General features: G+C 62.3%; 8 protein-coding genes and 1 pseudogene. All 9 read right to left on the reverse strand.

Features of this window, described 5'->3' with window-relative positions:
- Positions 1-64: 64 nt before the first annotated feature.
- A pseudogene (locus tag D7X94_RS19935) lies at positions 65-3,262 on the reverse strand (SNF2-related protein); the annotation flags it as partial.
- Between the two features lie 2,600 nt (positions 3,263-5,862).
- Positions 5,863-6,330 (reverse strand): TnpV protein, encoded by a 468-nt coding sequence (locus D7X94_RS15265; protein ID WP_330558237.1) that lies wholly within the window; start codon positions 6,328-6,330, stop codon positions 5,863-5,865.
- A gap of 752 nt (positions 6,331-7,082) precedes the next feature.
- Complete coding sequence (locus tag D7X94_RS15270) at positions 7,083-7,292, reverse strand: transposon-transfer assisting family protein (RefSeq protein ID WP_120428515.1); 210 nt, start codon at positions 7,290-7,292, stop codon at positions 7,083-7,085.
- Positions 7,289-7,903, reverse strand: a complete 615-nt coding sequence (locus D7X94_RS15275; protein ID WP_120428516.1) for a YodL domain-containing protein — start codon at positions 7,901-7,903, stop codon at positions 7,289-7,291. The genes D7X94_RS15270 and D7X94_RS15275 overlap by 4 nt, the downstream gene beginning before the upstream one ends.
- A complete protein-coding gene (locus tag D7X94_RS15280) occupies positions 7,896-8,201 on the reverse strand; it encodes an immunoglobulin (RefSeq protein WP_074661585.1) in 306 nt (101 codons plus the stop codon). The genes D7X94_RS15275 and D7X94_RS15280 overlap by 8 nt, the downstream gene beginning before the upstream one ends.
- Positions 8,198-9,463, reverse strand: coding sequence for a DUF3848 domain-containing protein (locus tag D7X94_RS15285; protein WP_120428517.1), 1,266 nt, complete (start codon positions 9,461-9,463; stop codon positions 8,198-8,200). Before D7X94_RS15285 ends, D7X94_RS15280 begins: the two co-directional genes overlap by 4 nt.
- A 4-nt stretch (positions 9,464-9,467) precedes the next feature.
- A complete protein-coding gene (locus tag D7X94_RS15290; RefSeq protein WP_120428518.1) occupies positions 9,468-9,923 on the reverse strand; it encodes an XF1762 family protein in 456 nt (151 codons plus the stop codon).
- A 1-nt stretch (position 9,924) separates the two neighbouring features.
- The gene (locus D7X94_RS15295) at positions 9,925-11,850 is read right to left on the reverse strand and encodes a DNA cytosine methyltransferase (protein ID WP_120428519.1); all 1,926 of its coding nucleotides are present in this window, start codon (positions 11,848-11,850) and stop codon (positions 9,925-9,927) included.
- Positions 11,847-13,724: a DNA topoisomerase gene (locus D7X94_RS15300; RefSeq protein ID WP_243111352.1), complete on the reverse strand. Its 1,878-nt coding sequence runs from the start codon at positions 13,722-13,724 to the stop codon at positions 11,847-11,849. Before D7X94_RS15300 ends, D7X94_RS15295 begins: the two co-directional genes overlap by 4 nt.
- Positions 13,725-13,726: the final 2 nt, after the last annotated feature.

Genomic DNA, 13,726 nt, shown 5'->3' on the forward strand with positions numbered 1-13,726 from the left:
CCTCCATTTCGATATGTAGTTATAAATTTAGAGGGATATACTTTTTCCATCTGAAAAAAGTATATCCCTCCGGGGCCAGCTCAATGGCCGTAGTGGTCTCGCCGAAGGTGGAGGCCCACTGGTCGAAATGGGTCAGCCCCTTTTGCCGGAGCGTCCCATGCTGCAGGTAGCGCATCATGGTGTAAAGCTCTGTCATACTGTTCGAGACAGAGGTGCCCGTGGCAAAGATTGTACCCTTCCCGCCGGTCAGCTCGTCCATATACTGGCACTTCATGAACATATCCGAGGACTTCTGCGCCTCGGGGGTGGAAAGCCCCGCCACATTCCTCATTTTCGTGTAGAGGAACAAATTTTTGAACGCATGAGCCTCGTCCACGAACAGCCGGTCAACGCCCAACTGCTCAAAGGTTATCACATCGTCCTTGCGCTCTGTGGCTTGCAGCTTCTCCATCCGGGCCTCCAGCGATCTGCGGGTCTTTTCCAACTGCTTGATGGTGAAGCTCTCGCCCCGTATGGCCTTCATCTCGGAAATGGCGTCGGTGATCTCGTCTATCTGCTCCTGCAAGATGCGCTCCTGCCGTTCGGCACTGATGGGGATTTTCTCAAACTGGCTATGGCCGATGATAACGGCGTCATAGTCGCCGGTCGCTATCCTCGCACAGAATTTCTTGCGGTTGGCGGTCTCAAAATCCTGCTTGGTGGTGACGAGGATGTTGGCACTCGGATAGAGCCGTAAATACTCGGAAGCCCACTGCCCGACAAGGTGGTTGGGGACGACAAACATGGATTTCTGGCACAAGCCTAACCTCTTGCTTTCCTGTGCGGCGGCTACCATCTCAAAGGTTTTTCCCGCACCTACCTTGTGGGCAAGGAGCGTGTTGCCGCCGTAAAGGATATGGGCGATAGCGTTGACTTGGTGGGGTCTTAGGGTAATCTCTGGGCTGATGCCGCCAAAGGTGATATGCCGTCCGTCATACTCACGGGGTCTTTTGCTGTTAAAGGTGTCGTTGTAGTAGCGGACAAGGCGGTTTCTGCGTTCTGGGTCTTTCCAAATCCAGTCTTGGAACGCCTGCTTGATGGCTTCCTGCTTTGCCTGTGCCGCCGTGGTTTCCTTGTGGTTGAACACCGCTTTTTTGTTGCCGTGTTCGTCATAAACATAGTCGAAAATGCGGGTGTCCTTTAGGTTTAGCGTGTCCTCAATAATGCGGTAGGCGCTGGCCCGGTCTGTGCCGTAGGTCATATAGGCCATGACATCGTGCCGCCCCGTGGCGTTCTTGCCCGTGACCTGCCACTCGGCGGTAGAGGGGGAATACTTCACCTGGACCGCGCTCCGAAGCCGCCACGGGGTGTCAAAGGTCTCCTCCATGAACTGCTGGATATAGTCCTTGTCGATCCAGGTCGCGCCCAGGCGCACATCAATCTCAGAGGCGTCCAGGTCTTTGGGCTGCGCCTGTTCCAGAGCCGCCACATTGACGGCGTAGGCTGGGTCGGTGGCCGCCGCCATCTTCGCCACCATCAGCTTGTCCCGGACATTGCCGGAGAGGTAGTCGTCAGCGGTATGCCAGCCCCGGATGGGGTCGTCCGCCACAGCCTCACGGGGGTCGCGGAAGATCACGCCCCGCAGTTCCTCGGTGATGCGCCCGTCCTCACCGGGCGTCCCCAGCAGCTCGGACATGAACCGCAGATCGACCCTGCCCCGCTCCCCGATGGAGACCGCCAGCGCCTCGCTGGGCGTGTCCACGCTGGTGACGACCACCTTCTGCTTGATGGTGCGCTTGGTGAACATATCCGCCTTGCTCTCCAGCCGTCCGTCCTCGTCGATGTTCTCCAGGGAGCAGAGCAGATAGTAGGAGGAGTCCTCGTCAAACACCCTGGCGTTGGCGCTGGAATTGATGGTCCCGAACTTTGCGTAAAAGGCATCGTAGGCGGCGTTCAGTTCCGCCTGCTTCGCCTGGATGTCCCCGTCCGGGTAGTCCTCAAGCTGGTACTGGATCAGCTCGTTCACGATCTGCCGCAGGCCGATCATCCCGGCCACGCGCCCCTTTGCCGTGTCGCTCAGCTCCACAGGCTTCATGACGCTGTTCTCCCGGAAGTAGACCTCCCCGTCCACCAGGGCATAGGAGAAGTTCTTTACATCCGGGTCGGCGGGGATGGCGCCCCGTTCGGCGGCCTCGTCCGCGATGTCCGCCTCGTCCCGCTCCACCGCCTGATAGCTGCCGTGGATATGGGAAACGGCCTCCCGGAGCTGTTCCGCAAGGTCGGCGCCGGGAGTGGGGGCAACGGTGCATTCCTCCCGCCCGTACTGTGTGCTTTCGGTCGTCAGCTCGCCCAGCACCATCTCAGGATGGTCTACAAAATAGCTGTTGAGGGTAAGGCCCTCCGGGGTCTGCCCCAGGTGTACCCAATCTGGCTCGATGTCGATGGGACGGTCCCGCTTTTGCAGGAACAGGATGTCCGATACCACCTCCGTCCCGGCGTTGGCCTTGAAAGCGTTGTTGGGCAGACGGATGGCCCCCAGCAGCTCCGCCCGCTGTGCGATATACTTCCGGGCGTCGGGGCTTTTGGCGTCCATCGTGTAGCGGCTGGTGACAAGGGCCACCACGCCCCCCGGACGCACCTGGTCGATGGCCTTGGCAAAGAAATAGTTGTGGATGGAGAAGCCCAGCTTGTTATAGGGCTTGTCGTTCACCTTGTAGTCGCCGAAGGGGACATTCCCGACACAGAGGTCGAAGAAGTCCCGCCTGTCGGTGGTCTGGAAACCGGCCACCTTGATGTCCGCCTCCGGGTACAGCTTCTGGGCGATGCGCCCGGTGATGGAGTCCAGCTCCACACCGTAGAGGCGGCTGCCCTGCATGGACTCCGGGAGCAGTCCGAAGAAGTTGCCCACGCCCATGCTGGGTTCAAGGATATTGCCCTTCTGGAATCCCATCTGCTCCACCGCGTCATAGATTGCCCGGATCACGGTGGGGCTGGTGTAGTGGGCGTTGAGGGTGGACGCTCTGGCGGCGGCGTATTCCTCCGGGGAGAGGGCAGCGTACAGTTCCCTGAACTCGCTTGCCCAGCTATCCTTTTTCTCGTCAAAGGCATCCGCCAGACCGCCCCAGCCCACATAGCGGGAAAGGACCTCCTGCTCCTCCGGGGTGGCGTCCCTGCCGTCGAACTCCAGCTCATGCAGGAGGTTGATGGCGTCCATGTTGGCCCGGAACTTCGCCTTGGGGCCGCCCTCGCCCAGATGGTCGTCCGTGATGCGGAAGTTATGGGCGGCGGGCTTCTGTTCCGGCTGTTCCTGCTCCGGCTCCCCGATGTGCAGCCGTTCAACGACCACATCAAAGGGCAGGCCGTTCTTGTCGCCGGGGTAGACGGTCTCGGCGGTGGCTGTGATAGCCGGTTCAGGCTCCAACTTCGGTGCAGTTTGCTCTAAAGTCGGCCCTGCATCTAACTTGTGCGCGTTTTGCGCCCAAGTTGGGTCCGGGTGGAGGACCGATTGGACCTGTTCCCGCAGTCCGGGGGTATCTTTCAGTTCGGCCCCGTCAATGAACGCATACGCCTCGTCCCATGTCTTGAAGGAAGTGGGATACCCGCCTGTCAGGTCTCCCGCCCGGAAGATGAGGGGGTCCAGGGCGGTGCTGGAAAGCGGGTCATAGAAAAATCCTGCCGTCTGCATGGCATCCACGACACGCCGCTGTCCAGGCTCCAGTGCGGCAATGGCCGTTTCCGTCCGGCTCTGGTAGTCCGCCGCCCATTTTTCAGCATCCGCAAAGGGGGTTTCTTCCTCATTAGCCGTATGACCGGGCTGCCGGGTCCCGGCCTTAACATCGGGCAGATGCTCCGCGCTGCGCTCGTCCGCCAGCCGCTGTCCTTTCGCATACTCCCTCAGAAAAGCAGGGAGATCAGACTCGTTACGGTAGACGACCCACATATCTCCGTTCAAGCCTTGGCCATCACTTCCCCAGACCCTGTGATAGTCCGGGTGTTCAGCCATGAACGCTTCAACCTGGTCGGTCTCATAGTCGTAAAAGTAGCGGAAGTATTCGCTGTTACCGCGGGGATCATCCTGTTCCGCGCTCACTTCCGGGGCAAACAGATGGGCATTGCGCCCATCCGCCCGGAGCATCCACCCCAGCCGTTCCTTGCTCTCGGAGCGGAGGATGGGGTAGAGCTGTGCGGGATCACGGAGCTGGACATCGAACAGGCCGATCCCCTCCACGATATAGGGGGTGTCCTCCAGATAGACGGTATCGCCCACCTGATAGGCCGGCTCTTTTGCGCTGTCCTCCGCCGTTTCCGGGGGCGTGGGTACTGCATCTTCCCGCACATCCTCCGGGGTCTCGTCCTCCGGCATCTGCCCCGCCCCCGCATCAGGGACAGGCTCTGCGTGGACTTCCTCCATGACCTTCTCTGCCATTGGGCGGTGTGAACGGAGCGCCGCCTCCGCCTCCTCCAGGGACGCAAAGCCGCCGGCCGTAGCCATTGCGGAGCGGCCCTGCTCATTGTACCCGTAGTGGTTGTAGAACTGCCCGTTGGGGTACTGCTGGATGACGATGGCCTCATCGCCGTTCAGATAGCTGGCAACAGTCTGTACCGCCTCCTTCGGCTGGGCGTCCCGGATGTGTCCCGTCCGCAGGCTATGCTCGAACATCTCCCGGTCCATGAACACATGGTTTTGCCCCGGCTCGTCAGGATAGACATAGAACACATCCCCATCCGTGATGCTCGTCAGGACGATCTCCTCTGTACCGTCCTCGGAATAGATGGTGAACGGGTCCCCAATGCCATATTTCAGGGGCGGCAGCTTTGCCTCCTCCGTTTTGAGCCAGTCGGCGGCCTCCCGCCTTGCGACATCCTCCTTGACCTGGAGCAGATAGTCCTCGGCCTGCCACTCGCTGGTGAACTCCTCGGAGACGCCCTCCGGGTCAACATATATCTCATCCCGGATGTCATCCCAGACGGCATAGCCGCCCTCGGTCTCGATCAGGAAGAACCGCTCCGGGGCGGCAAGGTCGCCCGCCTCTGCCAGTCGTGCCGCCTGTGCCAGCATCTCATGCTCATGTGATGCCCCGGCAGTCATTTCCGGCGTGGACTCCAGCATTTCATAGATCCTGTCAAGCAGGTTTTGGCGGAAACGGTCATGGTATTCCGGGGCGTCGAAGTACAGGCGCATAAAGGCGGGGTCCTGGACGGTGAGCGCCGCCCGGTCGATGGCCCGGAGCCCCTCCATCGTGGCGGTCTCCCGGTCATTGTTGCGGTAGGCGTTCCGAAACGCCGTATCGTCCAGGAGGGCATCCGCGATGACAGGAAGATACCGCTCATAGACCTCCTCCGGGGTAGACGGGAAGCTGTGTCCGGGTGCAGGGAGGGGGATGCCGCCAAAAGCGGAATAGTCCCGCTCCATATCAGCATAACGCGCCTTTTCCGATGCTCTCAGGTAGTGGCCGCCCTCGATCCATCCTCCGATCCTCTGCTCCACCTCAGACCAGCGCAGGCGGACTTCCGTTCCCTGGTCGGCGTTGCGGATCACCAGCCCCTGGGGGCGGTACTGGATATTGCCGTGGGTCCCGTCAAAAAACTGCCAGCCGCGTCCGCCGTCTGTCCCATACTCGTTTTTCAGGTACTCGGTACGGTCTGCGGGGGTGCTGTCACCGGCATAGAGGGCGGCGATACGCAGCTTGCTGTCATGATGGCCGGAGCCGTTACGCAGGATGCGCTCGATCTCCTCATCAGAGATAGCCAAGGCAGGGGCGGGCGGCTCTGCCGGGGGCTGTTCCTCTTTGGGCATAGCAAAGGCGGAGGGCTTTTCGCTCTCCGCCTGCCGGTCTATCATTGTGATCTGTTCCATCTCGGAGGGGAACAGCCCCTCCAGCGTCAGTTGTTGATAAGCTCCGCCGTCACGATCTCCTCCGCCTGTGCTTTCAGGGCGTTCATGTGCCGCACCCAGTCCATCTGCCGGGTCTTTTTGTCCGGCGCCGGGTCCGCCGCCAGCAGCTCCTCCATCAACTGCCCCATCCGGGCGGCGGCCGTCTCCTGCACCTCCCACAGGTGCGGGAACAGCTTCCCGGTCAGCGTCAGGTGGTTGTAGAGGAGGCTGTTGTTCTCCTCCAGATAAGCCCTCCGCATCCTGCCGTACTTGCCCAGCGGACGGTCCTCCATCTCCTCCAGCCTGATGTCCGGGATCAGGTAATCCCCGGCCTTCGTGTAAGTCAGCTCTGCCATGTCCCTTGCTCCTTTCCTCGGATAACTCTGCCTGTTTTGCCCTCTTGTAGGTGCGGATCGCCCGCTCGACCTCACGGAACACCTGGGAGGACGCCTCGCTGACCGCCGTACCCAGCACATTGGACGCCGCCTGGGTATTGAAGTCGAACACGTCCATGAAATCTTCCGGCTCAAAACAGCTCTCCGGGTCCTCCACGCAGCGGGAGCAGAGCATATACTTGATGCTGGTCTCCGCCGCCCTCCGAAAGGACACCCCTACGTTGAACTCATCATACCCGTAAAGGAAGGAATCGTCAACGATGCCGAGGATGCTGCCCTTGTTCTCCGCCCAATACTCAGCGGCGAGGCGGGAGGCGATGGTTTCAAGCTGTTCATCCAGCCCCGCGCCGGCCCCCACGCCGTAGGCCCGCTCCAGCGCGTCCTGCACAGCGGGGACATACTCCTCCCGCATGGACCAGAGGTTGACCGGGCGGGAGTTCTCCCTCTCCCCGGTGTCCGACACATCGAACACATAGCGCAGCTTCGGGCGGCTGCCCGTGTTGTCCACCAGGGCGATGCCCTTGGACCCCCGGCGCACATAGCGGCGCATGGTCTTGTTCCACAGGTCGTACTCGGCGCAGGCCGTGGCGTCCGGGCGCTGCTTGTAGATCATGAGCTGCTCGTTGTAGGGGTATTTGTAGAGCCGGGCCGCAGTGGTAAGGAAGGCTGTCCACTGCTCCCGGCTCCCGGTCACTTGTCTGGCGGCTTCTTCCGCCATCTGGGTGTAGTAGGCGGCTTTCGAGGGGAACGGTACGACCGCCGCCCCGTCCGCCCGCAAGGGTTCATTCAATGCCATAGGTTGCCTCCGTTTCTTTCAGATTTGTGTGCCTGGATCAGACATCCGGGTACAGGTCCAGGCTGTCAAACTCCGCGTCCGTCATGCCGTCCAGCTTTTCCAGGACGCTTTTGGAGAGACGGCCCAGCCGCCGCTCCGAGGGCGTGAGCTGGAGGCGCATGGCCTCCAGCTCCGCGATCAGCCCCGCCCGTGTGCCGGGGTTGTAGAGCATCATCATGATCCGCTCGTCCCTTGTGAACTCCTTCATCGCTCATCCCGTCCGGCCTGCTTCTGGGGCGGCCTGCGCTCAGTCGGTTCCTCATTGGAAAAGGCTTTCAGCGCGTCCAGGACGGAGTGCCGCTCCGTTTCAGGCTCATCCTTTCTTCCGTTGTTGATGATCCCATCAATGGAGTTGTAATCGTCCTCCACCGCCATCTCAGCGTTCTTCAGGTAGTTCTCCCGCAGGGCGAAGTTTTCCAGCTCCTTAAAGCCGATGGAATCCACATAGTGGCAGGATACCACGCCGCCCACCTTCAAGGCCACGATGTCGCTGACCGACAGGCTGTGTCCCCGGAAATCCTCCGGGCGGGCGGTGTTGAACTGCACATAGAACGCCTCCAGCTGCGCCATCACCGCCTCCGGCGTATCGGGCGCCTTGGGCAGCTCCCCGTGGTAGACCACCTCGTAGTGGTCGATGTCCGGCTCCTTGCCCTGCTGCTGGAGGCTGGAATAGGACTCGAACCGCTCATAGAGGGTGTCGTCCGTGTGGCGCAACTGCAAAATGGCGTAGGAGTCGGTGGCGCTCTCCAGAAACGCCGCCAGGTGGCCGGGGGCCTCGTCCACGCCGTTCACCTCGTCCCATTTCCTGATGTCAGACATTCTGTTCCTCCTTCCTTAAAAAAGGCAGGCCGTTCTCCTTTGCGTCCTGCCTCTGCCGCTGTCTGCGTTCCTCGCTGTACGGTGGGCGGATGCCCACGCACCGCTTGGGGACCTGATAGGTCACGGACCGCCCCGGCCCGGAACGCTCCAGAACATAGTCCTCCGGGAACCGCTGGGAAAGCTCCCGGAGTTTATTGATGAGCCTTGCGTCATGGGTGTAGACCTCCGCCGTGTCCAGCTCATTGTCCCACAGGATGATGGTCTCCTGCTCGGCGAGGGTCAGCTTCTGGCGGCTCATAAGCTGACCTCATCCTTCTTTTTCGCCGGGGCGGGGACAGTGTGTTCCTTTGCGCTGGACTTCAGGGCGGAAAGCTGGCCCAGGACGGACTCCCGCTTTTCGGCCTGCGCCTCCTGTTCCCGCATGGCCGCCTTATCCATGAGCATCCCGTAGTCGGTGGGCGTCATGGAGCGGCTCCCCAGCTTGTTTTCCGCAAGGACCATATCCCGGACTTCGTTGATGGAACAGCCCACGACCTCCAGTTCGCCGCCCTTGGTCTCGTTGAACTTCTCGTCATACAGGTGGTAGTCCCAATGCCCCGCGCCGCACTCCACGGCGAGATAGGCGTTCCAGCCGATCTTCCACGCCGCCTGCTCCGCATCCAGCACCGGCTCCGGGCGGCAGACGCCCCCGCCGCGCTCCAGCACCTCGGCAAACTGGCAGATGTGGTAGACCTCGCTCCCGACATAGGTGTGGTAGTCGTCGATATACTCACACCTGGCGGAAAAGGTGCGGTCAGGATACTCTACCTCGATCTTCCCGCCGTTGGGGAGGCGGAACTGCTCGTCATAACCGCTGTTGATGAAGCGGATGTCATCCCTGGGCAGTGTCTCCGGCTCCCAGATGGAGCGGCGGCGGATGTCCGAGTCGCGGAAGTCCTTCAGGGAGGTCAGGCCCACCTGCGCCACATCGCTGCCACCCAGCGGCCCGCTCTGCAGCCCCGCCGCTCCAATAGCGGCTGCCCGCGCCGCCGCAAGATGGTCGTGGGTGGGGTCGATACCGTCCAGCACATCGTCCAGGCTGATCTTGCCCTCGGCGGTCTTTTCTTTGGTCTGCTTGTCAAACACAGTGTACTCAAAGTCCCCGCCCTGGACCTCTTTCAGGTGGAGCAGGAAGGAACGGTCAACAAGGTACACGCCTTCCTGTTTTCCCTGCGACTCCATTTCCATCTGGACAGCCTCCTGCACAGCCTGTTCCATACTTAAAGTGGCCGCCCGGTCCTCGATGCTCTCCCGGACTACATCCATATGCCCGGTATCGGCCATCTTGGAGAAGGTCTTGTAGATGTCCGCCATCGTGTCCAGGGAGGCCAGCAGCGCCCTCACCTGATCGTCAGGCAGTTCCAGCGCCTCCATTTCCATCAGGATGTCCTCCCGCACCGCGTACTCTACGGCGTGGAGCAGGATGTCGGCAGGCGGCTGTTCCACCAGCCATGCCCGGAACTTGTCCTGTTCCGCCGACATCTTCTCATACAGCTTGCTGCTCAGTTCCGTATCAGCCATTATATCAGTCCTCCTGTCTCAGAATTTTTACCCATCTCGTTTTCATCTGATGGGGGTACTGCCCGCTGTCCTTCGGCTTGCTCCTGCCCGTCCACTCCATGCCCCCGGCAGGCCCATCGCATACAAAGCCGGACGCTTTCAGGGAGGCGCCGCACTCGCTGTCCAGGATATAGGTGATGACCTTGTGATAGCCCATCGCCCGCGCCGCCCGGACAGCCGCCCCATAGAGCATACTGCAAGCGTTCCTCGCTCCATCGGTGCAGAGGCGGTTGACCTCCAGCGTGTAGCCGTCATCCAGAAAGCGGCTCACCGGCCGCCCGCAGATGGCGACACCGGCGAGCCTCCCGTCCTCCCGGACACCGATGGAAAACTTGTGTCCCACCGTGGTCTTGTGGTGGCGGTGGTGCTGGCGCACGAACTCGTTCGCCTCCCGCAGGGAGATGGGGACCAGCGACAGCATATCACTCACCGCCCACGGCGTCACGGATGCCCTGCATGATATACGCCACGCAGGGGACGGCCACGCTGTTGCCGAGCATCTGGTAACGCTTCGTGTCGCTGATGGCTCTGCCGTCTGCGCCGGCCTCCGTCCAGCCGTCCGGGTAGCCCTGCAAACGCTCCGCCTCGGTGGGGGTGAGCCTCCTCACGCAAAGCCCGGTGCGGACGGGGTTCTGATAGTTCAGCGAGTACCCGCCCGATGCCGCCTTTGCCAGCAGTGTGCCGCTGACCTCATCCGTCTCCCGGAGGTTGCGGCAGTCCACGGCGGCGGTCTGGCCCTCCGTCTCATCTGCCCCTTCCACTACGGCCACGCCGCCCTGGTTGCAGCAGGGGTTCCCGCCGTTCAGGTCCAGCGTCCGGGAGGTGTCCGCCTCATAGAAGCCGCTCTTTGGGTTGTCCGACAGCATCCCGCCGGAATGGTAGGCGCCGATCACATAGGCTTTCATCACGGCGCTCTGCTGGCCCGCCAGGAGGGTGGGGGCGGTCTCCTCCTGGAAACCGATGCTCCCGGACTGGCTGCCGGCCTTGTGCTTGAAGCCCGCGCTCACCACGCAGAAGTCCAGCTCGTTCCCCTGTCCGGCAGGGCGGGAAAGCCCGGCGCCGGAGGCACAGAGCGTCCCGGCGATCTGCGGGTGGGTGACGATGGGCTGCTCATGGGCGGCGGTCAGGGTGGGGGACTGCTCCTCCAGGATGCCGGCGTTGGCCTGCCCGGTCCCCATGCAGACGGCGTGGCGGTCGATGGTGTTGAGGGTGAAGGAGACGTTCTCGTTGATGCCGTCCCCCTGCGGCCCGTTCCCGTCCGCCCTGCCGATCATGGAGCCCTGGATGGCGTATGAGGTGATGGGCAGGTTGCCGTGGGTCTGGCTGCGGAGGGTGGGCGATACGCCGCCCTTCTCCACATTGAGGGAGTCGCCGCCCTGGTCGTTCAGTATCTCGACCTTCGGGGCAAAGAGGTACTGGTCGTTCCCGGTCGCCAGTGTGCCGCTCTTTTCCACCTGGAGCAGAGGCCCCTTGCCCCCGCCCTCACAGCCGCAGCGGATACGCATGGAGATGGCGGGGACCGCCGCCCCCACGCCGTCCGGCATCTCGATCACGCCGTTGCGCCCGGTGGACATCCCGCAGTTCGTCCCCAGCGTGGCCGCCACATGGCCGGTAAGCCGGGCATTGTAGCCGTCTATCCCCGCGCCTGCTGTTCCAGCGCCGTTTTGAGCATAGGCGGCAAGTCCTTGCCACGGCGTTCCGCCCGCCGCAAAATACCCTGACAGGCTTTTGGGGACAAAGAGTATCTCGCCGGCGCGTTCGCCTCTAAAATCTGCGATAAGAAAGATGCGCCGGCGCCGCTGTGCTGTTCCGAAGTATTGGGCGTCGTACACGCACCAAGCGAGGTCAACGCCTCGGCCTCGTACCATCCCGGCGTTTGCCCACCGTCCAGAACCAGGCATTGGAACTTCGGCGTCTGTGAACGCTTCCAGCACAGCCTTAAAGTCACGCCGGGAAGAACTTGACAAGGCTCCGGGGACATTTTCCCAGAGCGCGAATTTGGGGTATTCTCCATTGGTCGCCTCCTGCATTTCTCTGATGATCCTGATGGCCTCCAGAAAGAGGCCGCTCCGCTCCCCGGCAAGGCCCAGGCGCTTGCCCGATGCCACGCTCAGGTCCTGGCAGGGGGAGCCGAAGGTGATGATGTCCACGGGCGGCAGCTTGCCGCCGTGGAGCTTCGTGATGTCGCCGACGTGTTCCATGTCCGGGAAGTGCTTCTTCGTCACGGAGACGCACTCCGGGACGATCTCGCTGGCCCACAGGGGCCTGATCCCGTAAAAAGAGGCGGCATAGGGGAAACCTCCTATGCCGTCGAACAGGGAACCGAGCGTAAGCTGCCCTCTATTCAATTCTTCTTTCCTCCGCTTTTCTTTCCGCTGTTGTCGAACTCCATCTGGAACTTCGCCCGGCCGTCCTCCTCGGTGGTGAGCAGGACATCGGCGTTGTAGGTCCTGCCCGTCCGCTGGCTCTTGCAGTCCTTCAGCTTGATGCGCCCCTCCTTCACCAGCTTCTCGGCCATGCCAGCGGTCAGGTGCTTGCCGATCTTCTTGAAGTAGGCGTTGTCCTTCCAGAGGACGAAGCGGCACTCCCGGCTGGCGCAGAACCAGCCCTTGTCACGCTCCGCCACATCCGCCCCGCAGTGGGGGCAGCTCCCGATCACCATACCCTTACCCGGCATATCCATCTGTACTCCTTTCACCGTCTCATAGTTCTTTACAAGGTCAGTCACCATCCCGGCGATCTCCCGCATGAAATCGTCCGGGGCATAGCCGCCCTTCTCGATGCCCAGCAGCTTCTCCTCCCACTCCGCCGTCATGGTGGGGGACTGTATCTGCTCCGGCACAACGGCGGCCAGGGCGCGGCCCTTGTCCGTGGGGACCAGCGCCTTGGCCTTCTTGTCCCCCTTGCGCCCCACAAAGCCCTTCTGCACCAGCTTCTCGATGATAGCGGCGCGGGTGGCGGAAGTGCCGATGCCTTTCCGCTCCACATCCTCCGGCATCTCCTCGGCCCCGGCAGCCTCCATGCTCTGGAGGAGGGTGTCCTCCGTGAAGCGTTTGGGGGGCGTCGTCTTGCCCTCTTTCAGCTCCACCTTGGCGAGGGGCAGCTCCGCATCCTCCGAGAGGGCTGGGATGGGCGGCGCGTCGTCCCCGTCCTTCTCCCCGTCAGCGGCGGTGGCATACGCCCGCCAGCCGGGGTCCGTGACCGTCTTGCCCTTGGACTTGAACTGGTGTCCGGCGCACTCCAGCGTGACGGCAGTCTCCGAGTAGCGGCAGGGGTCGCCCACGGCGCAGACGAGGCGCAGGGCGATCAGGTCCAGCACCGCCAGCTCCCCGGAGGGCAGGTCGGCGAGGTCGGCGGACTCCAGCGTTTTCGTGGGGATGATGGCGTGGTGGTCGGTGACCTTCTTCCCGTTGATGACCTGGGCGGCGTTCACGGGGGCGGGGGCGTCCGGGGAGATATTACGCTTTTTCTGCACCAGCCCCACCAGCCCCGGCAGCATCCCGGCCATGTCCTCCGTAAGGTAGCGGCTGTCCGTCCGGGGGTAGGTGACGAGCTTCTTCTCATAGAGGCTCTGGGTGTAGTCCAGGGTCTGCTGCGCCGTATATCCCAACTGGCGGTTGGCGTCCCGCTGGAGGGAGGTCAGGTCGTAGAGCGCCGGGGGCTTCTCCGCCCTGTCCTTGCGCTCCGCCTTTACCACGGTGGCCGTACCCGCCATGCGGCACTCCTCCACCACCTTCTCCGCCTCGGTTTTCTCCTTCATACGCTCTCCATTCGCCGCAAAGCCCTCCGGCACAAGCTGGACCGTGTAGAACGGCTCAGACTGAAAGCCGCTGATCGCCGCCTCCCGGCCGCAGACCATCGCCAGCGTGGGCGTCATCACCCGGCCCACATTGAGGGTGGGGCCGTACTTGCATGAAAAAAGCCGGGTGGCGTTGATGCCGACGATCCAGTCGGCGCGCTCCCGGCACAGGGCAGCCTCATACAAGGCATCGTATTCCGTTCCCGGTCTCAGGCTGGCGAAGCCCTCCCGGATGGCGGCGTTCTCCATTGAGGAGATCCAGAGCCGCTCAAAGGGCTTTTTGCACTTGCACTGGTGGTAGACCAGCCGGAAGATCAGCTCGCCCTCCCGTCCGGCGTCGGTGGCCTCCACGATGGAGTCCACATCCTCCCGGCCCATCAGCCCCTTCAACACCTGGAACTGCTTTTTGGTGGACAGGGACACCT

The organism is Acutalibacter sp. 1XD8-33, from assembly GCF_003612555.1.
Classification (GTDB): Bacteria; Bacillota; Clostridia; order Oscillospirales; family Acutalibacteraceae; genus Acutalibacter.